Origin of the sequence: Streptomyces sp. NBC_01352 (genome assembly GCF_036237295.1) — a bacterium.
GTDB lineage: Bacteria > Actinomycetota > Actinomycetes > Streptomycetales > Streptomycetaceae > Streptomyces > Streptomyces plumbiresistens.
The window spans coordinates 306,247-330,565 of sequence record NZ_CP108354.1; the positions used below are offsets into that span (position 1 = coordinate 306,247).

A 24,319-nucleotide genomic window follows, 5' to 3' on the forward strand; every position below is an offset into this window, starting at 1 on the left:
GCCGACCTGAACCCTCTGACGCCCTTGGCCGCCGCAGGCCTCAGCGGCAAGATCCGCAAGCAGGCGAAGAAGCCCGGCAGGTGTACGCCTTCCTGTACCTACACGCCGGCGGCGATCAGCTCCGCCAGATCACCGCACGCCTCGTCGACCAAGGCGTGGTGCGCACGGTCGCGCGAAAGGTGTCCGGTTTCGGCCAGACCCCGCAGGCGATGCAGCCCCTGGCCCATGGTGGCGTCCGCGGCAAACCAAGCCATCACCGGCAACTACTGATCCCGCCGCGACCGCGACGGGCGACCCAAACCGCACACCCACAACAAGCAAGGTGAAGCCATCATGAGCACCAACAGCACCTCGAACGAACCCGTCATCACCTCCTACGCGAATGCCCCGGCCCGCACCATCACCACCGGCGGCGTCACCTATGCGTACCGCGAGCTGGGGCCCAGGGGCGGCATTCCCGTCGTCTTCTTCGTCCACCTCGCCGCCACCCTGGACAACTGGGACCCCCGCATCGTCGACCCCATCGCCAAGGGCCGTCACGTCATCACCTTCGACAACCGCGGCGTCGGAGCCTCCACCGGCCAGGTGCCGGACAGCGTCGAGGCCATGGCCGACGACGCCTACGCCTTCATCTCGGCGCTCGGCTTCGACAAGATCGACATCTTCTCCTTCTCCCTCGGCGGCTTCATCGCCCAGGCCCTTGTGGTGAAGCACCCCGAACTCGTCCGCAAACTCGTCCTCACCGGCACCGGGCCCAAGGGCGGCAAGGACATCGAGAAGGTTGTCGCCACCACGTACTGGGACACGCTGCGCGCCACTTTGACCCGGTCGGACCCCAAGGAGTTCCTGTTCTTCAACCGCGACTCCGTCGGCAAGGCCGCCGCGCGCGCGTTCGTCAAGCGGCTCGAGGAGCGCACCGTCGACCGCGACGCGAAGATCAAGGTCAAGGCCTTCCAGACGCAGCTGAAGGCGATCAAGAAGTGGGGGCTCTCCACCCCCGACGACCTGTCGAAGATCACCCATCCGACGCTGATCGCCAACGGCGACAACGACCGCATGGTCCCCTCGGTCCTCTCCGAGGACCTGCACCGGCGCATCGAGGACAGCGAGCTGATCATCTACCCGGACTCCGGTCACGGCGGCATCTTCCAGTACTACGAGGAGTTCGCCCCGGTCGCGGTCGAGTTCCTCGCCCGATGACCACCACCTGACCAGAAAGAGAAACAGGAAGAGAAAGGCAACACCGTGAGCATGCCATCAGCCGCCGTCCAGCTGGACGTGAAGAAGCACTTCACCTCCTCGATCCTCTTGTGGGTGCGCACCGACCAGCCCCGCCAGACCGGCATGGACCACTGGAAGGGCCCGCATTCAGGGATCATCTCCGCCACCCCGGGCCTGGAGGAGTACCGCCAGATCCACCTCGCCGAGCACAACCCGGGCCAGTGGCCGGCGACCGAGGGAGTGGAGACCTCGATCCCCGCCGACCGGAAGATCGACGGCGTCGCGGAGGTCACCTTCCGATCGGCGGTCGCGCCCTTGAAGGGGCGCAAGCAGACGCAACTGGCCTACAAGGACGAGATCAACGTGTTCCGCCGCACCCTGCTCTACGCCGGCCCGCCGAACTCATCCCGCTGGTACGACGTCGCAGGCCCGGGAGAAAAGGTCGGTGCCCGCGTCCTGGTCTACCTGCGCCGCAGAGACGGGGCCGGCGCAGGTGAGTTCCGGAAGTTCGTCAAGAAGCAACTCGTCCCCGCACTCGCGGGCACCGGAGTGTTGAAGGAACTGCGCACACAGACGTTCCTGCCCTGGAACCAAAAGCTCTGGGACACCCCGAACGTCGCCCACGACAACCCCCACGACCAGCGCTTCCACGCCTCCCTCATGCTCGGGTTCACCGACACCGCAGCACGGGACGCCTTCTTCACCGGCAACGTGATCCAGGACCTGACCGACCAGCTGGCACCGCTGGTCTCCGCGATCCACGCCTACGACGTCGCCGCCGCCCTCACCTACGTCAAGAACGGCGACATCCTCCCGCATTACCAGGAGTGAGCGGCAACCGCTGGGAGCAGGACCGCCGGACCTGCTCGGCAATCGATCCGCCCCAGGCGTCACCGTCCCACTGACACCCCGTCGCCATCCGCCCTCACACATCTGGACCCAGACCATGAGCGAGCAAAGCACCATCCACTACGCGCGCACCTCACCCCAGGTCGCGAAGATCACCTTCTCCAACCCGCCCGTCAACCTCATCGTCGGCGAGACCGTCCTGCGCCTCATTGAGATCGTCGAGGAACTGGCCACCGACCCGGACATCCAGGTCGTGGTGTTCGACAGCGCCACCCCGGACTTCTTCTACAACCACTTCGACCTGGCCGCCGCCGCCGACTTCCCCGCCCCCGAGGACGAGAACGCGGTGCCGGTATGGACGGATCTGGTCCTCAAACTTTCCAAAGCGCCCTACATCACCATCGCGGCCATCCGCGGACGTACCCGCGGCGGCGGGAACGAACTCGCCCTCGCCCTCGATCTGCGGTACGCCAGCCGGGAGAAAGCAATCTTCGGGCAGCCGGAGGTCGGCAGCGGACTACTCCCCGGTGGTGGCGGCACCGAACGCCTCCCCCGCGCCATCGGACGCGACCGCGCTCTGGAAGCCATCCTCACCAGCGACGACTACGACGCCGACACCGCCGAACGCTGGGGCTGGACCACCCGTGCCCTCCCCGACAGCGAACTCGACGCCTTCGTCGACACGATCGTGGGCCGGCTCGCCTCCTTCGACCGCACCTCACTCGCCTCGGCGAAAGCCCAGATCAACCGGGCCTCCCTGCCCCCGGACGCGGATCTGATCGCCGCCTACGGCGAGTTCGCCCACTCCATCACCCTCCCCGGGTTCCTCACCCGCGCCGTCGGCGCGCAGGCTGTCGTCGAACAGGCCGGCATCGACTTCGAGTACCGCCTGGGGCAGTACATCGGCCTTGCCAACCAGCAACTCTGACACCCCATCACGAAACGAACACCGACGCAGCAGATGCCGCGGCGGTGCTCGTTCGTCGTGGGGGCTACCTGGTTCGTCGTCGCCTCCGTGCCGATCAGGAGAAAGACAATGGCGCGAAACCCCGTCACTACCGAAGACGGCCGATGGATTGGCGCTGCTGTAGACGCGGTGGTGTTCGACGTCTTCGGCACCGTGGTCGACTGGCGCCCCGGCGTCGCGGACGAATTTCGAGCGCGTCGGCACCCGGGTCGGAGTTCAGGCCGATTGGCTGGGACTCACCACCGCGTGGCGCAGCCGGTACCCGTCCGCACTGCTGCGGGTGGTGTCGGGGCTGCTGGGTCGACCACGCATACCGTCGGAGGCTCGACGACCGCGGCGGCGCACGCCTCCTCGGCGCCGGCCCATCGTTCGAACGCCATAGATCGCGGAACCCCGACCCGACAAGACCTGGCCGGGGCCGAAGATCAAGCTCAGGCGTTTGTGCTGTGCAGGTCCGGATAAAGCGCCTCGACCGGACCGCTCAGAGCCGCCTTGACCTGCGCGGTCAACTCGTCGGCCAGGACCTCGTATTCATCGGCCTCAACGGCGTCGTAGACCTTCGTCACCAGCTCTGCCGGCAGCAGCTTGGGGCCGTCGGCGTGCGCGGCCATAGGGGTGTCGACGTAGCCCATGTGCACCCCCGTCACGTGGACGCCCTTGGGCGCGAGGTCGATGCGCAGAGCATTGGTGGCCGACCACAGTGCCGCTTTGGACGCGCTGTAGACGCCGCCGAAGGCGTACCAGCTGGCAACGGAATGCACGTCGACGAGGACCGACTCCGGCTTGGCAGTGAGGATCGGTGCGAAGGCGCGGGCGAGGAAGACGGGTCCGAAGAAGTTCGTCTCCATGTTCCCCCGGATGTCTGCCTCGGTGACGTCGAGCAGGCTCGCACTCGGCGGGGTCGCGCCCGCGTTGTTGATGAGCATGGTGACATCCGGCGCCGCGGCGACGGCAGCGTCGATCGACGCGGGGTCGGTGACATCAAGGGTGAGGGGGACGACGCGTTCATCGTCCCAGATGCGGGGGGCGCGGGCGGTGGCGTAGACCTTGGCGGCGCCACGAGCCAGGGCCTCGCGGACGAAGTGGGTACCAATGCCGCCGTTTGCTCCGGTGACAAGGACGACTGCTCCGTTGAGGGAGGGCATGGGTGTTCCTTTCCAGGGGGTAAAGGGCGGTCGGCGCAACTGCTGCGCACGGGTGGAGCAATGGCTCCGCGCCCTGCTGTGGGAGCATGAGCAAGGTATTTTCGAGCCGACACGTTAGTGACTACCCTCATAACTGAGTATAGTCAGAATCTATTCCCGGAGGGTGCCGTCATGCCTGCCGCCTCCCAGCCGATAGGACGGCGCGAGCGGAATAAACAGGACAAACTGGACCGCATCATCGCCGCTGCCAGCGAGCTGTTCGCCGAACGCGGCGTCGATGAGGTCACGACCCAGCAGATCGCCGACAAGGCTGACATCGGCACCGGGACGCTGTTCCTGTATGCCAAGACCAAGGGCGAGCTTCTCCTGCTCGTGCAGAACGTCAAGTACGCGGCAGCGCTCGAGCGGGGCCGGGCGGATGCCGAGACCACTCCAGACGTGCTGGACGCGATGCTGGCGATCATCCGGCCGATCGTGGAATGCAATCGCACCCAGATCGACAACGGACGCACCTACATGCGAGAGGCGGTCTTCGGCGACCCCGAAGAGCCCCGGCACGGCGAAGCGCTCGCCATCGCCGCGCAGGCCGAGGAGGCCATCGCCGCCGTGCTGCGCCGAGACGAGCGGGTCACACAGAGCGATGCCGCGACGCTGGCGCACATCGTGTCCGCCGTGATGTTCCTCAGCATGGCGGCGAGCGTGAACATCGCCTTGAGCGTCGAAGAGCTCGTGCAGGACATCCGAGGCCAGGTCAGCGTCCTGCTGCCGCGCTGAAGCGCGGTCCGGGTTCTGCAAGCAAGCGCATGCCGGGAGGTCATGGCATGCGCTCGAGACAGAACAGCCGTACGGCGTTGCGGGATCCGGACCGATCCCAGCGCAGACGACAGGGCTTCGTCCCCGCGGGTGACGACGGGGATTCGTCCCCGCGGGTGCGGATGCCCCATCACACGAACGTCCCAGTCCACCCGCATCCGGAACCACTCCACGCGGTGGATCGATTACTGATCGTTGGCGGCAAAACGCCTCTGCCCGGCTGGATATCCGGCCTTGACCAGCCCGCACAGCCGCGCATCGCCCACACCCGGCGCGGTGCGGATCAGGGGGCGCACGGCGCCATGCGTCGTGCACGATGCAACGCACTCCCCCACCGGAGTCGGGTACGCCTCCAGGCGGCGGAACCAGTGCCGGTAAGCGAACGCGCGCTCCACGACCGAGCGTTGGGTGCCCAGGCCTGAGCCGTGTCCGTGCCGCGGCGGGCGATCAGTAGCTTCGAGGTCACAGACCAGGCCGCCCAACACCCTGTCCAGGTCAGAAGCCTGGCGGCTCCGAAATCGGAGTGCAGGAGAGCCATCGCGCTGCGATACTGCGCCGATGATCAACGTGCCTACTGCTGTGCTGGATTCGTTGTACGGGCTCGCGTTCGGCGACGCGTTCGGCGACCGCTGGTTCGGCATCCTGCGCAGGCATGGACCGGCAGCCCTGGAGGCGCGGACGCTGCCCCCGGAACCGCTGTGGCGGTGGAGTGACGACACCGCTCAAGCGCTGGTTCTCGTCCGGGAGCTCGTCGAGGGCGGGGGCGTCGTCGACCAGGACCGCCTGGCCCTGCGCCTCGCGGCGGCCTACGCCGAGGACACGCACCGCGGCTATGGAGCCTCGATGCATGACGTGCTGCGCCGGATCGATGCGGGCGAGCCCTGGCAGGAGGTGGTCGCCGGACAGTTCGGCGGCCAGGGCTCCTGGGGCAACGGCGCGGCCATGCGAGCCGCCCCGCTCGGTGCCTGGCACGGCGCCGACCTCGATGTGGTCGCTGAGCAGGCCGCCCGCCAGGGTGTGGTCTCGCACCACCACCCGGAGGCGGTCACCGGAGCGGTGGCGGTCGCCCTGGCCGCGGCGCTGGCGACCCGCAGCCGGGGCGGGCCCACCCCGGCCAGACCGGACTTCCTTCAGGCAGTCGCCGAGCGACTCCCCGACAGCGACGTCCGGTCGGGAGTGCGGATCGCGGCCCGGATGCCGAAGCGCACCTCGGTTCGGCACGCCGCGGAGGTCCTGGGCTCCGGCTACCGGATGTCAGGGCCCGACACCGTCCCGTACGCCCTATGGTGTGCGGCGGGACACCTCGACGACCTGCACGAGGGCCTGTGGGTCACGGTCTCCGGGCGCGGCGACATCGACACTACCTGCGCCATCGCGGGCGGGGTCATCGCCGCCCGCACCGGCGTTGCCGCCCTTCCTACTGCATGGCACGCGGCCTGTGAACCGCTGCCCCCGGTCGTGACGTAGTAAGGACTCCTGCCGGGATGAGTTCAGGCGCCGCCAGCAGATAAGTGCGCATCCGGGGCCAGGAGGGCCTCGTGGATGTCGTCGCGGATCTCCAACGGATCCGCAGCCGGCGGAACCAGTGCCGGTGGGCGAACGCGCGCTCCACTACCGAGCGTTGGGCTGCCCGGGCCGGAAACGTGTTCGGTGCCGCGGCGGGCGATCAGTGGCTTCACTCCGAGGCCCCAGCCGGCGGTACTTGTCGTGGTCGTAGCCGCGGTCGCCTAGCACTACGTCCGGACGGCGCCGGGGCGGCCGCGCTTCCCGCGCACGGGCGGACCGCTTGGAGCAGTGGGATCAGCTGGGTGACGTCGTTGCGGTTCCCGCCGGTCAGGGTGGCGGAGAGCGGGATGCCGGTGGCATCGGGGATCAGGTGGTGTCTGCTGCCGGTTCTGCCCCGGTCAACAGGGTTTCGTCCGGTCCTGGCTCCCCCGTTAACGCCCGGATGCGGGAGCCGTCGACGACCGCTCGGGAGAAGTCCAGGACGTTCGCGCTGACCAGCTTGGCGAGCAGGACTTCATGCAGACGGGGCGGCCACACCCCGGCCTCGATCCACTCCGCCAGGCGACGCCAGCAGGTCATGCCCGACCCGAAGCCGAGTTCCTGTGGCAGGTACTCCCAGGCGATCCGATCCAGGTATGCAGCACGAACAGGATGCCCTGGAACCCCAGCAGGTCCGGATGCCGCTTGCGTCCCGGATGTTCGGTACCGACGCTCGGCCTTCGGGACCAGCGGCTCGACCACCGCCCACAACTCGTCATCCACTTCCCACGGCTTCGGCCGCGCCACCCCGCACCTCGGATCAATAGTCCCGGAGCGATGCAACCACCTCGAAGACCATTGCGTTGGGAGCGCTGAACGGGGTGGCCCGGTGCCCAACGCGCAGGTGAGTGACGAGAGTTGCACTCGGGGTCGGACAGCCGGTGGCGTAAATCGCCCTCTGTCGCGGGTAAAGCGCCGTCCCTAAAGGGGTGTCCCGAAGGATCGGCGCCGCCCCCTGAGAGTCCGTTGCCTCCTGCGGTGGGAGGTCGACGATCGACCTGGGAAGGCTGGGGCTAGATTCTTCGCATGCCTTCGCATCTCAGTCATGGTGCTTCCGGAGCTTTCCGACGCTTCGCTGGATGGCTCGCCCGGGGGTCGGTAGGCCACCCGATGCTGGAAGGGGTCGACTACTGGGAGGAGTTGCGCGAGTCTCCCTCCCAGATGGAGATCTGCGTCGCGATCTTCGCCAACGTCCTCGAACTGGATGAGCAGGGAGAACCGGTCAACGAGAAGCACGCGGAGCGCAGGGCTGCAGCCTGGCTCTACCGATACTGCACCATGGAGCTGCCCCCAGGGGAGCCGGACATCGAGCCGTGGGAATGCCAACTTCATTGACCGTTGACGTGTGACGTCATTCGAGTAGGAGGTCGCGCGGATAGGTCCAGCCCTCAGACACGAGGCGGCCGGACTGCCAGATGGGGTTCAGCACGCCAAGGACCGCTCCGAACGGCGGGCCGACGATCCAGCTCAGATGTCACACCTCAAGCTTCGGCTCCGAACCCGCCAGGTCCTTCAGTCTCTCCAGGTCGCCGCTGACCGACTGCCGTTCCTCATCGGTGAGTTGGACCGCGGCGGCCTTCTTCAGCGCGGACACCGCCGTCGTCTCGTCACCGAGCCGCCCGGCCACGTCGCTGCGCAGGACGAGGAGGCGTACGAGCTGCGCGGGTGTCGGCCGCTCGCCCTCGAGCCCGAGCACCCGGTCGATGATCTTCGCCGCACCTGCTGGGTCCTCTTTGGAGTCGGCGAAGAGGGTGGCGTTGTGCAGCGCTCGCGCGAAGGTCTCCTTGGGGGCGGGCCGGTGGTGCAGGTCCTCGCTGGTGGGCTGCCCGACCCGGATGCAGTTGCCCCCAGGGTCGGTCATCAGGAACTGCCGCACCCCGTAGGACATGTCCTTGAGCGGCCCGATTCGCGGAATGCCCCGGCTCGGGATCTTCCCGTACGCGGCCTTGAGCCCGGCCCGGAACGCCTCGTACAGCCCGTCCACGTCATCGGTGAGGACATAGCACGTGCTGTACGACTCGCTGGGCTCGTACTTCTTCATGCCGAAGAACTGCAGCCCGATATCGCCTCGCTCGACAACCGTGAACGGATTGGGGCTCTTCTGCAGGAAGGTCACCTCGAAACCGAGAGCCATGTAGAAGTCGATGACGGGCTGGATGGTCTGACATGGGAGCAAGGGGATCGTCTTTTCGGCCATACCCGCTACACTAGTCAAAATTGATTAGATGGGGAAGGGTTCTCTGCATGCCCGCGATCCGTCTCCTCGTCCTGGGTGCCGTCCGCCAGCGTGGCCGCGCGCACGGCTACCAGGTGCGCAACGACCTGGAGTACTGGGGTGCGCACGAGTGGTCGAGCGCGAAGCCCGGCTCGATCTACCACGCGCTTAAGCAGATGGCGAAGCGAGGCCTGCTGCTGGCCCACGAGATCGCCCCGTCCACGGCGGGCGGCCCGCCGCGCACCGAGTACGAGCTCACACAGCGGGGCACCGAGGAATTCTTCTCCCTCCTTCGCGAGGCCCTCGTCTCCCACGACCAGAAGATGGACGTCGTCTCGTCCGGCATCGGCTTCATCGTTCACCTGCCGCGCGAGGAGGCGGTGGCGCTACTGAAGAAGCGGGTGGAGGGGCACGAGGAGTGGCGCAAGAGCGTTACCGACTACTACACCCCGGAGGACGGGCCCGGACAGCTCGGCCACATCGGCGAGATCATGCACTTCTGGGTGCACTCGGCGGACGCGGGCGTGGAGTGGACCCGCGGCCTGATCGAGCGGATCGAGGGTGGCGCGTCCACCTTCGAGGGCGAGGGTGAACGGTTCGTCGGCGCCGTGGTCATCGCCCGCTCGCCTGCCGGCGCGGTGGCGTACTCGCAGGGCGAGTAGCAAGAGCAGGCTGTCGCGCCGCGCCCAGACGGCTGCGCCGCGACAGCCCCACCTCTTCGTTCAGCCGACGACGATCAGAAGACCGCGTGCCCGTCCTGCCCACCTTCATCACCGACCCTCTGTGGGAGCAGTTCCAGGCGCTGCTTCCCGAACGGAACATCAACCACCCTCTGGGATGTCACCGGCCTCGCATCCCTGACCGGATCGTCTTCGACAAACTCCTGGCCCGCCTCGTCCTGGGCGGCACCTATCAGCAGCACGCTGACGGTTCCTGCTCGGCGACCACGATGCGCGCTCGGCGCGACGAGTGGATCCGCGCTGGCGTCTTCGGACAGCTCCACCACCTGGCCCTGGAGGCATACGACCAGACCGTCGGCCTCGACCTGCACAACCTCGTGGTCGACGGATGCATCGTCAAAGCACCGTGCGGAGGAGAGAACACTGGCCGCAGCCCTATCGACCGCGGTAAATCAGGTCTCAAGAGATCGGTGCTCGTGGACGGCGGCGGGATCCCGATCGGATGGGTCCTGGCCGGGGCCAACAGGAACGACTCCCCGCTCCTGCGTCCCACGCTGGAGACGCTCGCCGTGCTCGGGTTCCGGCTTCCAGAGGCCATCACAGTCCACCTGGACGCAGGCTACGACTCGGCTCGGACCCGGGACCTGCTCGCCGAGCTGGGCTGCACCCCGAACATCACACCTAAAGGAACCTTCCTGCCTATCAACCACACCCATCGATGGGTCGTTGAGCGGACCAACTCATGGCACAACCGAGGGTTCTCGACGCTGGCAAAGGTGACCGACCGGCAGGAGTGCGTGCAGAACGCCTGGGTCGCACTGGCCAGCGCAGTCATCATCATCGGCCGCCTGGTCCGCCAGTCCTGGGTCCGTTACAGGTGGGACGCTCGCCCTGCCCGGTGCCCGTGACGCGCGTGCCCTATCCGCGCGAGCTCTAAGGCAGTCACACCCTCGATCCCCTGCACGGTGGGGCTATCCGGTGAGGGCGAGGTTCTGCAAACGGGCGATGCCGAGCATGGCGTGATGGACGCCGTCGCCCTTGAGACGGCAGTCGCGAAGGATCTTCCAGGTCTTCATCCGGGCGAAGGCGTGCTCGACGCGGGCGCGGACCTTGCGGTGGAACGCATTGCGTTCCTGTTTCCAGGCCGGGAGTTCGGTCTGGCCGGGTTCGCGGCGGTGCGGAATGGCCAAGGCCGGTGCCCCGGTAGCCGCCGTCGGCAATCACGGTGGTGGTGCCGACGGCGTCCTTCGCTCCGGACAACTCCCACGCCCTGCAGTCGTTGTGACTGCCCGGCAACGGCCGGCCGACCGCGACGACGAGCCGGGGGTCAGCGTCGATGACGACCTGGTGGTTCGCCGAGTACCGATAGTTCTTGGACTGCTCGGCGACCGTATGGTCACGCGTGGGCACCAGAGTGCCGTCCACGATCAGCACAGTGTCCTGACGGAACCGCTTACGGGGCCGCACCGCGAGCGCCGGACCCAGGTGGTCGATGATGCGGTCGGCCGCGGACTTCGAGACGCCGAACAGTAGCGCCAGCTGCCCCAGCGTCAGGTTCGTGCGCCAATATGCGGTGACCAGCAGCACCCGTTCCGCAAGGGCAGGCTCCAAGGCCTGCCCTTGCGGACCGGGTCTGCGGCCTCGCGCCGCAACGTGGTGAGCAACTCGGCGAACTGCCGTGGGCTCAGCCCAGTGAACGGGGCTATCCACGAGGGCTCCGACGCTGTGATCACACCAGCCACGGCAAGATCGTCTCACCTGCCGGGCAGGCAGTTGGCGAGCCAGTCCGCCTGCTCCGCACGATCGACGCCGCCATCGCCGTCCACCACGTAGGCCAACGCCTCCATGAAGGTAGAACCCAGCCACCAGAGGCAGTTCGGCCCCACGGCGATGACGCGACCGCTGGCTGAGATGTACGCAAGGAACTGGCTCGACCACATGCCCAGAGGGCTGAAGTTCTCTCCGTAGTGCCGCCTCAACTTGGACGCTTCCTCAGCGTCGTCGATGCAGGCGTCAACGGGGTCCATGTGCAGTGAGGAACCGGGGACACGGCTCGGGGAACTCCGGATCGTCAGCTCGCCGAACTCGGCCCAGACCGCTACCGCCACGTCGTTGAGTTCGAACCCGGCACCCGTCAGTCGCCGCGTCCACTCCGTGATGGAGATCTTGCGACCTGCTGTCCACCCAGCAGCACCCAGCGCGTCCAGCACCGACGGACTGCAAGCTGTCATCGACTCACTTTTGTGTTCTATGCGCCCTCCCACTCGACCGTGTCTGTTGCCTCAGTCTGCCGCACATCCCGACCAGCGGACAGGGCCATTGGCCACGAAGGACACGAAGATCGTTTACGGGCTCAGCGCTTAGGTAAGGACGAAAAAAATTCCGATGAAGCGGATGCGGTCCGCGAAGCGGGGCTCGGGCACGGGGATCTCGACGCCGGGATAGCGGCGGTAGCCGCGGGTGACGGCGTTGGCGTTGGTTGATGATGGCGTCGGCGCGGCGAGTACGTGACCGTTGGCCGGGGCCGGCGAGGCGGCTGAGGATGCGCAGGACGGTGGAGATGCCGGCGTGTGTCGGAGGCGTTTGCCGCGTCCAGGCCGGTCTGGTTTCGTGCCAGAAGGCGGCGGCGTGGGCTTCTCCGCGGGCCCGGTGGTAGAGGGACAGGCAGTAGGCGGCCGGGGTGCATTCGGCGCCGGCGGCGTACTGCCACCAAGAGCGGCGCCGTCGTCGACGCCGGCCAGGCGCAGCGCGCAGCCCCGTAGCCAGGCGCTGGTGGGTTTGGGGAGTTGGCCGGTGAGGAATCCCAGCGCGTCAGGTGCGACGGCGGTGACGACGACGTTGCAGAGGTGGTCCAGGAGTTCGACGGCGGCGGGCTCGCCGGGCTGCGGGCCGGCGTCCGGGTTCGAGGTCGAGGTAGGCGCAGTGCCAACTGCCCGGCCTCACCAACGTTCGCCCTCCACCTGCTCCGGGACCTCGGCGCCGTGACCGCTGGACTCACCCTGCACTGGAGCTCTGGCGGTACCGAAGGTGGCGTGAACCGCACCAAAAGAGATCAAAAGGCAACTATACGGGCGAGCCGGATGCGAACTGCTCCGCAAGATGAACCTGCTTCAGTGACACTCCGCAACCCGAACTGGCGCTACTCAGGCCTGGGTTGAGTACGTGAGCTCATACCCGGTGCCCGCTGCGCGGCCAGTATTGGTGCAACGGCGCAACCGAGAGCGCCGGTCTGATCCAGCTGAGTCTGTTGGGGGAATTTCTCATGTCGCGACGTATCGTTTTGTCCGTGACCGCCGGTGTCGTCGTCCTCGCAGGTGCCGGAGCATTCGCCGTCGCTTACGCCGGGGACCAGCCGCTGTCTGTGGCGCACAGCACCGCCCGCTACGCCGCCCCCGACGGCGACCGCGGCGGCTCGTTCACCTTCACCACTGACGTCACGGCGTCCTCGGGCATCAAGGACGTGAAGGTCCTGGCCTGGCCGGCGAACTCGTCGTTCGCCAAGCAGCAGCTGACCGCGAAGGACATGGCCGCTGTGGAGTCGGCCGTCTGCAAGCCGTACGGTGAGGACACCGTGCACTGCACCTATACCGTCACCGTCACCCGCGCCGAAGCCGACGCGTCGCCGCGCGGTCTGTGGCACGTCGCCGTCCTGGCCACCGCGAAGGACGGCGACACGACGCTGGACACCAAGGCGGCCGACTTCACCGTTGAGTGATCCAGACACGCAGGTGATCGTGGCATGGGTGCAGGTGGGGCCCCGTGCGCTCCCATCTCCGCGGCTGAGGAAACAGGTTGCGATGTCGGCGGACAACTCAGCCGCGCCGAACCGGAGAGCCGGGCCACCATGGCCGCGACCTTGGCGGTGGCAGCCCGGCGGTGGCCTGCAGGGCGTCATGCACCGTGCGGTCAGGACGGGCGTGCCGGTGTTGGGCAACGACGTCCAGGCGGCGCTCGTATCCCGGGTGTGCTCCGACCACGAGAGTGGCGCCGCTTACGGCGTGTGCTCCGAGTTCGTACAGCACCATCGGCTGCATGCTCTCCTGGCAGAACCAGAGCAGGACGACGTCGGCCCCGGCCAGCGCGTGGTGATCCCAGGCCACCTGTTCACCGTGGGCGGCCGGATCGCCCGCGGGAAAGCGGGGCGCGCCGTGGGTTGAGGACCGTCGCCCGGCAGTCGAGCGCCTGCAGCTGCTCGACTGCGTCGCGCCGCCAGTCGGAGCAGCCGGTGATGCCGCCTCCAAGCGTGAGGCTCCCGAGAATCTGGAGCCGTATCGCGGCTGAAGCCGCCTGCAGACGTCGGGATTTCAGCGTAGCGCCACGCAGATTCGCCTGCCCCACTGGTGGTGATGCGCTGAGAGGTGCGGCATGGGGTGAGTACGAACGGCGAGGGAGCTGTTGCGGCAGGGCCCGTTCCTGGCGCTCTATCGCGACTCGGTGCTCCGCCCGGACGGCGTCATCGGCACGTACGACACATCATCATGGAGGACGGCGTGCGTGTGGTCGCCCTCGATGAGGTCGGCCTGGTCGAGGACGATTTCAATCTCCAGGTAGCCGCCGTCGGTGATCACGACGGCAGACCGAAACCGCGAACTCCCGTACAGAGAGGCTGCAATTCACGGCGACGCAGCCAGTCTTGCGGCCAGTCGAACCGTCCCTCTCCTCCCTAAAGATGAGCCGCAAGATCCACTGTCACCTCCGTGTGACCAACAAGGGCATCGACCCGTCGCCGTGCGTCCCGAGCCGGAAGCCATACATGCCCCCAGATGACACGTGGAACATCTGGCCAGGCGTAGGTGGCAGCTGGCCGTTCGCGTATATCCGGGAAGCCGCAAACGCGCGGCCAGTCATGAGGCAGCTTCGGAGGCGCCCTATGGGTGGCGAAGAGCCCGCGCCCCAACGCTACGGCTGCCGCTCGCCGAACGGCGGGCCGCGCAGAAGAGCGGCTGTCGGCATGCAGACCTGCACGCGAAGCGCCAGAACGTGCAACCTTGCACGCTCCCGGCGATACCCTGGTGAGATTGCAGGTCTGCAACCCCAGCACCTCCTAGCAGGGAGACAGCGATGAGCAGCGAGCCCTGGACCATCGAGCGAATCCGCGACGCCCTCGGCAACCCAACGCTCGCCCAGCGCTTCCTCTCGGAGATCAACCGTGCGCCCGCGCACCAGCTGCTCGTCGTATTCGCGAAGTGGGAGCGGATCGCCAAGGACACCGTCGCTGCCGCGGACCGCGGCCGCGAGATCGCTGCAGCTGAGGCACGCGGCGAAGAACCTGCAGGTGAGTGGATCGACGCGACGGACCGCGTCTTCGCCGATGCTGCACGGATCAGGTCTCGCGGCGCCGCCTGATCACCCGATCGTCCGACACAGACCGTCGTCGATCCGCTACTCTGCGGCAATGCTGCTCCGCGACCTCGCGAAAGGCCGCGAACGTGTTCTACCGGTTGAAGTACGACCCTGCCGCTGAGGCCGTCCACGAGTCGATGCCGTCGGCCGCCAGCGAAGCCCTCACCCTTGCACTCGACGACGCCTGCCACGACCCGCTAGGCGTAACCCAGCCCTACGGCGAAGACGACGGAGTCGTGCGCATGCTCGTCACCGAGCAGTCCTTCGCCGTACTCCTCGTCGGGCAGCAGACCAAGACGCTCACCGTCCTGCAGGTGACGTACCTCGGATGACTCACACCCGCACGCGCCGGAGCCCAACGTGATCGAATAGGCGCCGTATGGCGGCGAATCCGAAGCTATGAACTGCCCCGCATTCGTCTGCGACGCCTGCCGCAAGCAGATCGTCGACGAGGGCGTCGTCGTCTGGCGCGTCAAGGTCCGCGAAGAGGGTGAGCGCGGCAGCAGACTCCGCTCTTCGTCGCACACAAGCGGGCCTACGACATGGCGCTCGGGCGCCGGCCCGACACCCAGTACTCACTCAACGAAGACTGGATCGACCTCTCGGAAGAGATCGACGCCTTCCTCAGGCAGCTCGGCCACAACGCCAACCGCTCGTTCGCCGACGACCCCCACGACGAAACCACCAGACGATCACCCGCATGGCCGCCGACCCACACCAGGAGTTTCCGCAACTCCCCTGACGCGATGCCGCCCCGCCAGGACTCACCGTCCGAAGCGGGGACTCTCGTCTGTCAACCAGCGCGCCCCCAGCCACGCCCGCACCGGCGCATAAACGCCGCCCGGCACGTACTCCCGCAGTCTCGCCGACGGCACCCACGCCACCTCCGCCACCTCCCGCGGGCTGGCCGCCCGAGCGGTGCCCGACAGCAGCCGGCACGCCACGTACACCACCGGCCAACCCGTCACCGGATGCACCCGAGAACCCAGCACCACCAGCGGCGCCACCGTGACACCCGCCTCCTCGTGGGCTTCCCGCGCCGCAGCCTGGCTGGCCGTCTCGCCCGGGTCGACCTTGCCCGACGGGAACGACCACAGCAGAGCACCGGCCGGAGTGGCGCGGCGGATCAGCAGGACACGGCCAGCATGCGCGATCACCGCGCCCGCGATCAGGGGAGTCGAACGCACTCGAAACCTCAACTCTTCCTTTGCGACCGGACGTTCACGGCATCCCGCCCACCGACGGCGGACATCGTGCCGCCGTGAACGAGGAGCAGGAGAAGAAGGTGCCCATCAAATCAAAGCCCTGGTGCTAGGCATCCTCGCAGCCACGGCCTTCGTCATCACCTTCTGGCCAGTACCCTGGTGGTCCGACGGACTCCACATCCGCAATACGACCTCGAACCGCCGAGGGCGTCATCATCACCGGAGTACGCACCGGCCTCGTCGCCTTCGCCGCCGGCATCATCGCCGTCATCGGCCTCTACTACACCCACAAGAAGCATGACCTCGAGCAGCGCCCGTTCGGCCACGCCCTGGCCTGTGCCAGCACACTCATCCCCACGGCCCTTCTTGTGAACCCTGCATCTCGTCGCAGAGTTCAGGATCACGGGGAAGGCCGCCCGCGCACCCGCTGGTCGCTCCGAAGAGTGACCACGCGACCGGGCCCGACGACAAGAAATAGGCTTAGGGGTGCTTTCAGAAAGCCGGATGCTTGCGGGCGAGGGTCATGCGGTGTGCGAGCTGGAGGAAGGCGTCGTGCATGTCGTCTCGGGTTTCCCAGCGGGTCCGTAGGCGGCGGGGTCCGTGGAGCCAGGCGATGGCGGACTCGGCGACCCACCGGACGCGACCCAGGCCCGAGCCGTGCGGCTCGCCGCGCCTGGCGATCTTCGGCGTGATGCCGCGCTCACGCAGACGGCGACGGTAGACGTCGTGGTCGTAGCCTCGGTCGGCGTATAACGTGCGGGGCTGCGCCGGGGCCTGCCCCGCTTGCCCCTCACTGGCCCAAGGCTGTCGACCAGGGGCCGGAGCTGGGTGACGTCGTTGCGATGACCGCCGGTCAGTGACACCCGCAGCGGGATGCCGTGCGCCTCGGTCAGTACGTGATGCTTCGAGCCCGGCCGTGCAGGGTGGCGAGTCGCTGTCAAGATCTGTGGATCGATGGCTATCTGCGAGGTCTCACGGTGGTCTCGTCGTGACCGCCCAGGAGTTCTCAAGCAAGGCCCTCGAGGAAGCTCGAGAGAGCGGTGTACAGGATTTCGGGCTGTTCCAGGTGCAGGTCGTGGCCGGTGCCGGGGATGCTCATGGCCAGGGTGGCGGGTCGCTGCCTGAGCATCTCGTCGGCTTCCTGCGCGCGGATGAAGCTGTATTGGGCCAGGACGACCAGGGTGGGGCACGCGACCTGCCCCCACTCGTGCAGGAAGGAACGCTGGGCGTTCTCCGCCAGCGAGCGGACCATCACGTCCCGGTCGAAGCGAGGCCACCATCCGCCCTCACGTTCCTCCAGCCCGGCCGCCCAGCCCGCGCCGACCGGTCCGCCGCCGAGGAACGCGGCCGCTGCCTCGCGTGAGGGGAACGGTGTCGGCCACGAGCCGAGCCATCCGCCGATGTCCACGGGGCCGTTCGGGTTTGGACCGCCGGGGCCGGCCTCGATGAGCACGAGCGCGCGGACCAGTCCGGGATGTGCAGAGGCGGTGAGCATGGCCGTGTGACCACCCAGCGACTGGCCGACCAGGACAGGCCGCCGCAGCGCCAGCTGATCAACAACAGTGATGACGTCGGCGACGTAAGCGGCGCGGGAGACGTCCAGCGGGTGCCGCTCGCTGGCGCCGTGCCCGCGCTGGTCGACCGCGACGACCCGATACCCAGAGCTCAAGCGCCGTGCCAGCACGTCCCATTCACCCGCGTGACCGGCCAGGCCGTGCAGCAACACGATGGGCTGCCCCGGCCCGCCCCAGTCCCGGCAGGCAAGCCGGACGCCGTCTCGCACCACCACATGTTCAGACCCTGCCACGTCGGATCCTCCAGGGAATCGGCTGGCCTCGATCATGCCGCAACCACCTCGGGGCGTTCGATGAGTCGGCCGCGTGCCAGGCGGGCTCCAGCACCGGCGAGCGCGACGAGGCGGGGTGCGTTCACGGCCCACCAGCGGGCCTGGGCGGATTCGATCAGCTTGAAGACCATCGCGAGGGCAGCGGTGCCGGAGCAGGCGCCTCGAGTGACCTTGGTCCGCAGCCACACGGTCGCGAAAGGTCGACTCGATCGGGTTCGTGGCCCGCAGATGGATCCATGGATCCAGTACTCGACGGGACATGCGCGCCCCGGTCCTGGCGGTTGGCGACGGGGCTGGGCGCCACCTGCACTGCTGGATGGGCAAGATCCCTCCAGGAGTTCCCCGCAGCCGCCCTCGTGGATGCCTTCGCGGGTCTGGCTCCTGCGGTGCAAGGCGAGACCGGTTGATGCCGAGTTCGGGCAACAGGTGTTGATCAAGCGGGTCCACAATCTTGCCGAGTACCGCGAACGCTCGTCGGCCTGTCGGGGTGTGCAGCGGGCTGCTGAGCGGGACGGCTATCGTCCTCGCATGACACAAGGGTTCGGTCTTGCTGCGTCTCTTGCCAGAGGCGTCGAACGCCGCAGCGGTGCATGGAGCTTCGTCCAGGGCTTCGCTGCCCACTGGGGCCGCGCCCTGGAGAACGGCGACGGGTGGGCGGAGGCAGACCTGGTCGCTGCCGAAGAGAGGCTGGGCGTCCGCCTGCCGACAGCACTGCGCGAGGCGTATCTACTGTTCGGGCGCCGCCGCGATCTCACCAGCAACCATGATGTGCTGCTCGGCCCGGCCGAACTGTATGTGGATGACGCCAAGGAGGCCCTGGTCTTCCGACACGAGAACCAGGGAGCCGCATCCTGGGGCATCCTCCTCGACAGCCTCCAGGACGACGACCCCGCGGTGTGCGTGCGGCCTGACCTCGCGGACAAGAGCGCCGAGCGGTGGGAGGACTGGCTGGAGCGCCTTTCCCTCTGCTTCGTCGAGATCGTCCTGTCCGAGTCCTTGGTCGCAGATGAAGGTCTCTGCGACTTCCTCGACCCGGACGAAGACAGCATCGAGCTGCTGGAGGCGAACGCCGTCCGGTTGCCGTTCCCGGTGTATCCCACCGGTCAGGAACACGGATCCCGGTGGTTCCTTGGTCAGGACGTCCTTTTGCGAGACGATGACGGCGCGGCCGTCCTGGCCCGCGGACGGACGGCAGAAGACCTCGATCGCGTTCGTGAGTTGATCCCAGGCAACTGGCTGAACGACTACTGAGGTTGAACTCGTGGTGTCGTAGGGGCTGACGGCTGGCCGTCGGCCGCGGTTTCACCGGAGGCACGCGGTATCCGCAAGGGGGCGGGCTGACCGCCGAACGGCAGCAGTTCCATGAGGAGTTACGGGCTCCAGGCGGCGGACCGGTTCGCTCGGGGTGAGGCGAGCTCGGTGATCGCCAAGGACCTGCGGGTGAGCGGCCGTTCGGTGCAGCGGTGGCGGCGGAGTAGGACGAGGGCGGTCCCCGGGCGCTGCGGTCGCAGGGGCCGGCATCGTTTCCGAGGCTGAGCGAAAAGCAGTTCCCGCAGTTGGAAGCGGAGCTGGCCAAGGGTCCCGCCGCGCATGGCTGGGAGGATCAGCGGTGGACGCTGGCGCGGGTCAAAACGGTGATCGGCCGGTGCTTCCACCTGACCTACACGATCCAGGGCGTGCGAAAACTCCTGGTCGGCAACGGCTGGTCCTGCCAGGTTCCAACCCGACGCGCTGTCGAGCGGGACGATGACGCGGTCGCCGGGTGGGGCAAGAAGGTGTGGCACTGCGCGGCAGACACGCGGCGGCTCGTGGGGAGCCTGGCCCGTCTGCGAGGACGGAACCGGATTCTCCATGACGCCGCCGCAGGCGAAGACCTGGTCACAACGCGGACACACACCGGTGGTGCGGCTCCGCGGCCGTTCCCGCAGACGGATATCCACTGCCGCACTGGCCTGCTCCAAACCCGGCCACCGCTCAAGGCTGATCTACCGGCCTCGCAGAGACGACTGCCGACGCGACGGGCGCAAACTTCTCCTGGCGCGACTATCGGGACCTGCTGATCGCTGCCCACCAGCAGCTCGGCGGCCCGGTCGTCCTGGTTTGGGACAACGTCAACGTCCACGAAGCCGCCGACCTGCGGCAGTGGGCGGCAGCCCGGGAGTGGCTGACCATCTCCTACCTGCCGCCCTACGCACCCGACCTCAACCTCGTCGAAGGCATCTGGTCTCTCCTGCGACGCGGATGGCTCTCCAACGTCGCCTTCAGTACCCCCGAACACCTCGACCAGGGCATCCGACGCGGCTTACGCCTCATCCAGTACCGCAGTCACCTCTTAGACGGCTGCCTCGCCGAGACCGGCCTGACCATCGGACCCGCCTGATCAGCGACACAACACCACGAGTTCAACCTCAAGTAGAGGAGTTCGAGAGGCCGAGGAGAAGCAGTCGACCGAAGTCCGTGCGGCCCGAGGGGCCCTCAGGCCGCCATCAGCGCCGCCAGGGCGCGGTCCATTGCGGCGTTGAACTCTTCCGGCGTCAGCGGCAGACGGGACTTGACGTCCCGACTCCACTGGTCGGCGAGGACCTCGGCGGAGCCCGCCTCGACACCGTCGAGCGCCGCGTCGGCCAGGTCCGACGGAGCGATCTTGTCCACGGGCCAGCCCGCCGCCATGTCGGTGTCGGCCAGGCCGAGGTGTACCGCTGTGACGAGCGTGCCCTGCTCGGCGAGTTCCAGGCGGACGCCGTTGGTCATGGCCCAGGCGGCGGCCTTGGTCAGGTGGTAGGCATTGGCGCCCTTGCCCCCGAACCACGACATGGCGGAGAGGACGTTGACGATCGCGCCCCCGCCGTTCCTGGCGAGCGCCGGCGCGAACTCCCGGATCATTCCCAGGTGGCCGAACATGTTGGTCTCCAGCTCGTGCCGCACCGCGTCCAGCGAACCGGTCACCAGGTCGGTGCCCGTATTGATTCCCGCGTTGTTGATGAGTAGCGAAACGTCCGGGGCGGCCTCGGCGGCGGCCCTCACGGATGCGGGGTCGGCGATGTCGAGGGGCAGCACCTCGACCCCGGGCAGGTCCACGGTCTCCGGTCGGCGGGCCGTGGCGTAGACCTTGCGGGCGCCCCGTTCGAGCAGGCGCTGGACGAAGGCGCGGCCCAGGCCGCGGTTGGCTCCGGTGACAAGGGCGACGGAGTTGTTGATATCCATGGCCGGTACGCTAGAACCTGACGCTAGCGTCAGAGGCAAGTGCTGGTCGTCAGGGCCAAGGGTGAGAGGAATCACCATGACTGTCACAGTGGCCGCAGCCGAGCGGCTGATCCGCATCGGCGAGGTGGCACGAGGTGCCGGCGTCTCAGTGCGCGCCGTGCGCTACTACGAGCAGCAAGGGCTGCTCATCGCGGAGCGCAGCCCGTCCGGCCAGCGCCTGTACCGGCAGGACGCCATCCCCCTGGTCCACTTCTTCCAGCAGATGTTCGCCGCCGGCCTCACCAGCCGAAGGATCGCCGAACTCCTGCCGTGCTGGGACGCCGGGCACACCGACGCCGAGCAACGAGCCATGCTGCGAGCCGAGCGCGAGCGCATCCAGGCCAAGATCGACGACCTGCAGGCCGCCCTGGACCACCTCGACGAGGTCATCGCGATCACGGACACGCACCCGTAGGCGCGGTCGGCCAGACGTCTCATCAGCGATCCAACCTCGCTGTCTTGGTTGGGGCGATGAAGAGTCGTTGAGGGGGAACTGTTGTCGGGCGGCCGACGCGATTGTCGGTGTTCGGGCAGGGCGGAGACCAGCCCGGTGGTCTGGTTCTCCAGGGTCTTTCCGGTCGTAGGCTGTCTGAGTTTGCCGGTCAGCTGGCAGGACGGTGCAGTGCGGCCTTGCGATGGAAGGCCTTGACCCTTGATGTTGGACACGCGAGACACTGGATCCTTAAGGATCTGAGAGCGGACACATCTCGTGGTCATGAGGAACTGTCCGCCGCAGTTCAAGGCGGACGCGGTCGCGCTGTACCAGTCGCGTCCCAGGGCAACGATCAGGTCGGTTGCCGCCGATCTGGGGATCAAGAACTGCTGACGTTCGGCGGTCAGCCCGCCCCCTTGTGGATACCGCGTGCCTCCGGAGATACCGCGGCCGACGGCCAGCCGTCAGCCCCTACGACACCACGAGTTCAACCTCAGTAACCCTGAACGATATGTCGGCTTGCATGACCAGCACTGTCACCGGCCACGGCCGAACACGAGGCAGACTCCGCACAGTTGACGGAGCATCACGTCCTGCCCTTGCGCGGCGGCGCGTATCGTACGCGGTCTCATACGGACCCGGGCCTTCGAAATCGAACCCTGCTGAGGGTGATCCCAGGCTCTTCAGAAGCAAGGCGGTCAGGTGGCTTGGAGTCGGCAGTGCAGCAGACCGGTGCCATCGGCAGGGACTGGCTTGCCGTCCGGGTCGGTGACCGCGGTCACGGTCAGGCCGGCGGTCGTGGCCAGCGTCTCGAACTGGTCCCGGGTATACCAATGCATGGTCCATGGGCGGTCTTCGATGGTGCTGTCTGTGCCGTGGTGCCGTTCGTAGCGTAGAAGTGTCGTCTGTGTCCGGGCTGTCTCGTCGCGTTGCTCGGCGACGACGGATACCCGGTGCTCGGCGCCGTCGGGTGCGGCGGCCGTGCGTACCCGGCTGATCTGTTCGGCGGGGGTCGGTGCGGGAGTGAACAGGGGCACCAGGGCGGTGCCGCCCTCAGGCAGGTGAGCGCGGATGCCGCGCAGGGCGGCGAGCGCTGTTGCGTCGTCGGGGAGCAGGGTGAAGGTCGGCCCGGCGAGGAAGATCGCCCGGTAGCGGCGGGGCAGGTTCAAAGCCTCCATGCGCTGGTGGAACACGGTGGCTCCAATGCCTTGTTCGTCTGCCCGGCGCCGGAGCCGCTCCAGCATGTCGGCGGAGGAGTCGACGCCGTCGACGTCCAGGCCGCGTCGGCGCCCCTCCGTGGCTCGGCACTGAAAAGTGATCCAGAACCACTTTTCAGCCGTCGTCGAGACTGGACGAGCCATGGAGCGCCGCGCAACTCACCGGGCAACCGACTGGTTCCAGCGGATGGCGGCCAGCGCCCAGATCGTGACCTCACCGGGCCCTCATTCTCGCGGCCCCAGACGGTGCACGCACGACAGGCTGATGGCGTGAACTCGTCAATGGCTCCGCCGGCGTAGGCCGGGGCGGAGGGTGAACGGGTGGTGACGATATGCTCCTACGATGGGCCGGAGTCCCCGTCCGGCCGTCGTCTGGGCTGTCGGGGATGGCGGCAGGAGTCGGTCCGGTCGAGTGCGGGACCAGGGGAGGTCATGGGATGCGGCAGGCAGGTGTGCTCGACGTCGGGTGCCACAGTGCTCTGCTGACGGTGGTGCGGCGGCGCCCGGGTACGGTTCTGGAGCCGGTGTTCTCCCGCAAGGTGCGGCTGAGCCTGCACGAGACTCTCGACGGCAAGGGGCGGCTGGGCAAGGCCGGTATGGAGAGCGTCGAGCGGGCAGTGGCTGAGGCCGTCGCCGCCGGCCCGCGTCTGCGCGGACCGGAAGTGTTCGCGTTCGCGACCTCGGTCATCCGGGACGCGCCCAATCGCGACGAGATCGTCGCGCGTGTGGCACGCACTACTGGCACCCGCCTGCGCCTGCTGACCGGCGAGGAGGAGGCGCGGCTGGCGTACGTGGCCGCCCGCCAGTGGGCGGGTCCGACGGCCGGGCAGCTGCTGGTGCTGGACATCGGCGGCGGCACCGTCGAGATCGCCTCCGGCACCGGGGACCAGCCTCGCGCGGTCTACTCGCTGCCGCTGGGCGCCCGCAGGATCACCCGGGACTGGCTTCCCGGCGGCACCGTGCCGTCCCAACGCCGCCTGGCCGAGATCCGGCAGCACCTCCGCCGGTCCTTGGAAGCCGTCCCCGGCCTGCCGCAGGCCGAACCGGGCGGGCGGGTGCTGGCCTGCTCCAAAACCTTCGAACAGCTCGCTCGTCTCGCCGCCGCCCGGGCCAAGTCCCGCCGAGCCAGGCGGCAATTGGCGCTACCTCAACTGCGCAGGTCGGTCTCCCTGCTGGCCGACGCGGGACCTTCCCGTCGTGCGAAGCTGCCGGGCATCTCCCGGCACCGCGCCGAGCAGTCCCTGGCCGGAGCCCTGATCGCAGAGACCCTCATGGAAGCCTGCGGGGCCAAGGAGGTCGAGATCTGCCCCTGGTCGACGCGGGAAGGACTACTGCTCGAGCGCCTCGGCGTGCCCCACGCCACAGGTGGCGGCCCCCGCCGCGCCGGCTGAATCAACGGGCCTCGTTCGCGCGCACTGCCGAGCCACCGGGTACCGCTCGCCCAGGTGCGGTTGTGAGAGCCCTGGCTCGACGGGATCAGCAGCACCGGTGCTCCTGAGGCTCCCGGCTTGCCCCACGTCGCGTATCCGCTCATGCACAGTGCCCAGCGACAGCTCCATCCGCAGGGCTCGGTCAGGAGGTGCCGACGAGGCCGGCG

General features: G+C 67.9%; 24 protein-coding genes and 5 pseudogenes. 16 read left to right on the top strand and 13 right to left on the bottom strand.

Going from position 1 to position 24,319, the window contains the following annotated elements; all coding sequences use genetic code 11:
- The first annotated feature begins 80 nt into the window (after nucleotides 1-80).
- From OG252_RS01600 to OG252_RS01615, 4 genes are all read left to right on the top strand, one after another.
- Nucleotides 81-326, top strand: coding sequence for a hypothetical protein (locus OG252_RS01600; RefSeq protein ID WP_323186326.1), 246 nt, complete (start codon nucleotides 81-83; stop codon nucleotides 324-326).
- A gap of 7 nt (nucleotides 327-333) precedes the next feature.
- Nucleotides 334-1,200 (top strand): alpha/beta fold hydrolase, encoded by an 867-nt coding sequence (locus OG252_RS01605; protein ID WP_266452537.1) that lies wholly within the window; start codon nucleotides 334-336, stop codon nucleotides 1,198-1,200.
- A gap of 51 nt (nucleotides 1,201-1,251) precedes the next feature.
- On the top strand, nucleotides 1,252-2,052 hold the full coding sequence (locus tag OG252_RS01610) for a strictosidine synthase (RefSeq protein WP_329345056.1): 801 nt from the start codon (nucleotides 1,252-1,254) through the stop codon (nucleotides 2,050-2,052).
- A 115-nt stretch (nucleotides 2,053-2,167) separates the two neighbouring features.
- Entirely contained in the window at nucleotides 2,168-2,998 is an 831-nt protein-coding gene (locus OG252_RS01615) for an enoyl-CoA hydratase/isomerase family protein (protein WP_329333106.1), read from the top strand.
- Between the two features lie 470 nt (nucleotides 2,999-3,468).
- Here the strand turns inward: OG252_RS01615 and OG252_RS01620 are convergent, their stop codons facing one another.
- The gene (locus OG252_RS01620; RefSeq protein WP_329333107.1) at nucleotides 3,469-4,182 is read right to left on the bottom strand and encodes an SDR family oxidoreductase; all 714 of its coding nucleotides are present in this window, start codon (nucleotides 4,180-4,182) and stop codon (nucleotides 3,469-3,471) included.
- A gap of 171 nt (nucleotides 4,183-4,353) precedes the next feature.
- Between OG252_RS01620 and OG252_RS01625 the strand changes: the two genes are divergently transcribed.
- Both OG252_RS01625 and OG252_RS01635 read left to right on the top strand, forming a co-directional pair.
- The gene (locus OG252_RS01625) at nucleotides 4,354-4,956 is read left to right on the top strand and encodes a TetR/AcrR family transcriptional regulator (protein WP_266452534.1); all 603 of its coding nucleotides are present in this window, start codon (nucleotides 4,354-4,356) and stop codon (nucleotides 4,954-4,956) included.
- A 597-nt stretch (nucleotides 4,957-5,553) separates the two neighbouring features.
- Nucleotides 5,554-6,462 carry an ADP-ribosylglycohydrolase family protein gene (locus OG252_RS01635; RefSeq protein ID WP_329333109.1) on the top strand — a complete coding sequence of 303 codons (909 nt, stop codon included), beginning with the start codon at nucleotides 5,554-5,556 and terminating at the stop codon, nucleotides 6,460-6,462.
- A 33-nt stretch (nucleotides 6,463-6,495) separates the two neighbouring features.
- On the opposite strand, the pseudogene OG252_RS01640 reads toward OG252_RS01635, so the two are convergent.
- Nucleotides 6,496-7,263: pseudogene (locus tag OG252_RS01640) on the bottom strand (IS5 family transposase); the annotation flags it as partial.
- A gap of 303 nt (nucleotides 7,264-7,566) precedes the next feature.
- On the opposite strand from OG252_RS01640, the gene OG252_RS01650 reads away from it, so the two are divergent.
- Nucleotides 7,567-7,875, top strand: a complete 309-nt coding sequence (locus OG252_RS01650) for a DUF7677 family protein (protein WP_266452531.1) — start codon at nucleotides 7,567-7,569, stop codon at nucleotides 7,873-7,875.
- Between the two features lie 139 nt (nucleotides 7,876-8,014).
- On the opposite strand, the gene OG252_RS01655 is transcribed toward OG252_RS01650, so the two are convergent.
- Nucleotides 8,015-8,737 (bottom strand): bleomycin resistance protein, encoded by a 723-nt coding sequence (locus OG252_RS01655; protein ID WP_329333112.1) that lies wholly within the window; start codon nucleotides 8,735-8,737, stop codon nucleotides 8,015-8,017.
- A gap of 47 nt (nucleotides 8,738-8,784) precedes the next feature.
- Between OG252_RS01655 and OG252_RS01660 the strand changes: the two genes are divergently transcribed.
- Together OG252_RS01660 and OG252_RS01665 are read left to right on the top strand one after the other, a co-directional pair.
- The gene (locus tag OG252_RS01660; protein WP_266452527.1) at nucleotides 8,785-9,417 is read left to right on the top strand and encodes a PadR family transcriptional regulator; all 633 of its coding nucleotides are present in this window, start codon (nucleotides 8,785-8,787) and stop codon (nucleotides 9,415-9,417) included.
- A gap of 86 nt (nucleotides 9,418-9,503) precedes the next feature.
- Complete coding sequence (locus OG252_RS01665) at nucleotides 9,504-10,343, top strand: IS5 family transposase (RefSeq protein WP_329333114.1); 840 nt, start codon at nucleotides 9,504-9,506, stop codon at nucleotides 10,341-10,343.
- A 63-nt stretch (nucleotides 10,344-10,406) separates the two neighbouring features.
- On the opposite strand, the pseudogene OG252_RS01670 reads toward OG252_RS01665, so the two are convergent.
- Both OG252_RS01670 and OG252_RS01675 read right to left on the bottom strand, forming a co-directional pair.
- Nucleotides 10,407-11,177 (bottom strand): annotated as a pseudogene (locus OG252_RS01670) (transposase).
- 12 nt (nucleotides 11,178-11,189) lie between these two features.
- Complete coding sequence (locus OG252_RS01675; protein ID WP_266452520.1) at nucleotides 11,190-11,645, bottom strand: SUKH-3 domain-containing protein; 456 nt, start codon at nucleotides 11,643-11,645, stop codon at nucleotides 11,190-11,192.
- A gap of 1,052 nt (nucleotides 11,646-12,697) precedes the next feature.
- On the opposite strand from OG252_RS01675, the gene OG252_RS01680 reads away from it, so the two are divergent.
- Nucleotides 12,698-13,150: a DUF5707 domain-containing protein gene (locus OG252_RS01680; RefSeq protein WP_329333117.1), complete on the top strand. Its 453-nt coding sequence runs from the start codon at nucleotides 12,698-12,700 to the stop codon at nucleotides 13,148-13,150.
- A gap of 97 nt (nucleotides 13,151-13,247) precedes the next feature.
- On the opposite strand, the gene OG252_RS01685 is transcribed toward OG252_RS01680, so the two are convergent.
- Together OG252_RS01685 and OG252_RS01690 are read right to left on the bottom strand one after the other, a co-directional pair.
- Entirely contained in the window at nucleotides 13,248-13,535 is a 288-nt protein-coding gene (locus tag OG252_RS01685) for a hypothetical protein (RefSeq protein ID WP_266452516.1), read from the bottom strand.
- Nucleotides 13,536-13,856: 321 nt separating this feature from the next.
- A complete protein-coding gene (locus tag OG252_RS01690) occupies nucleotides 13,857-14,003 on the bottom strand; it encodes a hypothetical protein (RefSeq protein WP_329333121.1) in 147 nt (48 codons plus the stop codon).
- Nucleotides 14,004-14,496: 493 nt separating this feature from the next.
- Here OG252_RS01690 and OG252_RS01695 point away from each other — a divergent pair, with 493 nt between their 5' ends.
- Together OG252_RS01695 and OG252_RS01700 are read left to right on the top strand one after the other, a co-directional pair.
- Nucleotides 14,497-14,781: a hypothetical protein gene (locus OG252_RS01695; RefSeq protein WP_329333123.1), complete on the top strand. Its 285-nt coding sequence runs from the start codon at nucleotides 14,497-14,499 to the stop codon at nucleotides 14,779-14,781.
- Between the two features lie 83 nt (nucleotides 14,782-14,864).
- Entirely contained in the window at nucleotides 14,865-15,110 is a 246-nt protein-coding gene (locus OG252_RS01700) for a hypothetical protein (protein WP_329333126.1), read from the top strand.
- Nucleotides 15,111-15,542: 432 nt separating this feature from the next.
- On the opposite strand, the gene OG252_RS01705 is transcribed toward OG252_RS01700, so the two are convergent.
- The 4 genes and pseudogenes from OG252_RS01705 to OG252_RS01720 form a co-directional block, all read right to left on the bottom strand.
- Nucleotides 15,543-15,965: an NUDIX hydrolase gene (locus tag OG252_RS01705; protein WP_329333128.1), complete on the bottom strand. Its 423-nt coding sequence runs from the start codon at nucleotides 15,963-15,965 to the stop codon at nucleotides 15,543-15,545.
- Between the two features lie 510 nt (nucleotides 15,966-16,475).
- Nucleotides 16,476-16,903 (bottom strand): annotated as a pseudogene (locus OG252_RS01710) (transposase); the annotation flags it as partial.
- Between the two features lie 86 nt (nucleotides 16,904-16,989).
- The gene (locus tag OG252_RS01715) at nucleotides 16,990-17,826 is read right to left on the bottom strand and encodes an alpha/beta fold hydrolase (RefSeq protein WP_443068377.1); all 837 of its coding nucleotides are present in this window, start codon (nucleotides 17,824-17,826) and stop codon (nucleotides 16,990-16,992) included.
- Nucleotides 17,823-18,066, bottom strand: a pseudogene (locus tag OG252_RS01720) (IS256 family transposase); the annotation flags it as partial. The pseudogene OG252_RS01720 and the gene OG252_RS01715, both read right to left, overlap by 4 nt.
- 291 nt (nucleotides 18,067-18,357) lie before the next feature.
- Between OG252_RS01720 and OG252_RS01725 the strand changes: the two are divergent.
- On the top strand, nucleotides 18,358-19,080 hold the full coding sequence (locus tag OG252_RS01725; RefSeq protein WP_329333130.1) for an SMI1/KNR4 family protein: 723 nt from the start codon (nucleotides 18,358-18,360) through the stop codon (nucleotides 19,078-19,080).
- Between the two features lie 32 nt (nucleotides 19,081-19,112).
- Nucleotides 19,113-20,209, top strand: a pseudogene (locus tag OG252_RS52265) (IS630 family transposase).
- Nucleotides 20,210-20,304: 95 nt separating this feature from the next.
- Here OG252_RS52265 and OG252_RS01740 read toward each other — a convergent pair.
- Nucleotides 20,305-21,033 carry an SDR family oxidoreductase gene (locus tag OG252_RS01740; RefSeq protein ID WP_266452503.1) on the bottom strand — a complete coding sequence of 243 codons (729 nt, stop codon included), beginning with the start codon at nucleotides 21,031-21,033 and terminating at the stop codon, nucleotides 20,305-20,307.
- A gap of 76 nt (nucleotides 21,034-21,109) precedes the next feature.
- Here OG252_RS01740 and OG252_RS01745 point away from each other — a divergent pair, with 76 nt between their 5' ends.
- On the top strand, nucleotides 21,110-21,487 hold the full coding sequence (locus tag OG252_RS01745; RefSeq protein ID WP_329333133.1) for a MerR family DNA-binding transcriptional regulator: 378 nt from the start codon (nucleotides 21,110-21,112) through the stop codon (nucleotides 21,485-21,487).
- Nucleotides 21,488-22,203: 716 nt separating this feature from the next.
- Here OG252_RS01745 and OG252_RS01750 read toward each other — a convergent pair.
- Entirely contained in the window at nucleotides 22,204-22,866 is a 663-nt protein-coding gene (locus tag OG252_RS01750; RefSeq protein ID WP_329333134.1) for a class I SAM-dependent methyltransferase, read from the bottom strand.
- A 293-nt stretch (nucleotides 22,867-23,159) separates the two neighbouring features.
- Between OG252_RS01750 and OG252_RS01755 the strand changes: the two genes are divergently transcribed.
- Entirely contained in the window at nucleotides 23,160-24,113 is a 954-nt protein-coding gene (locus OG252_RS01755; protein ID WP_329333136.1) for a Ppx/GppA phosphatase family protein, read from the top strand.
- Nucleotides 24,114-24,319: the final 206 nt, after the last annotated feature.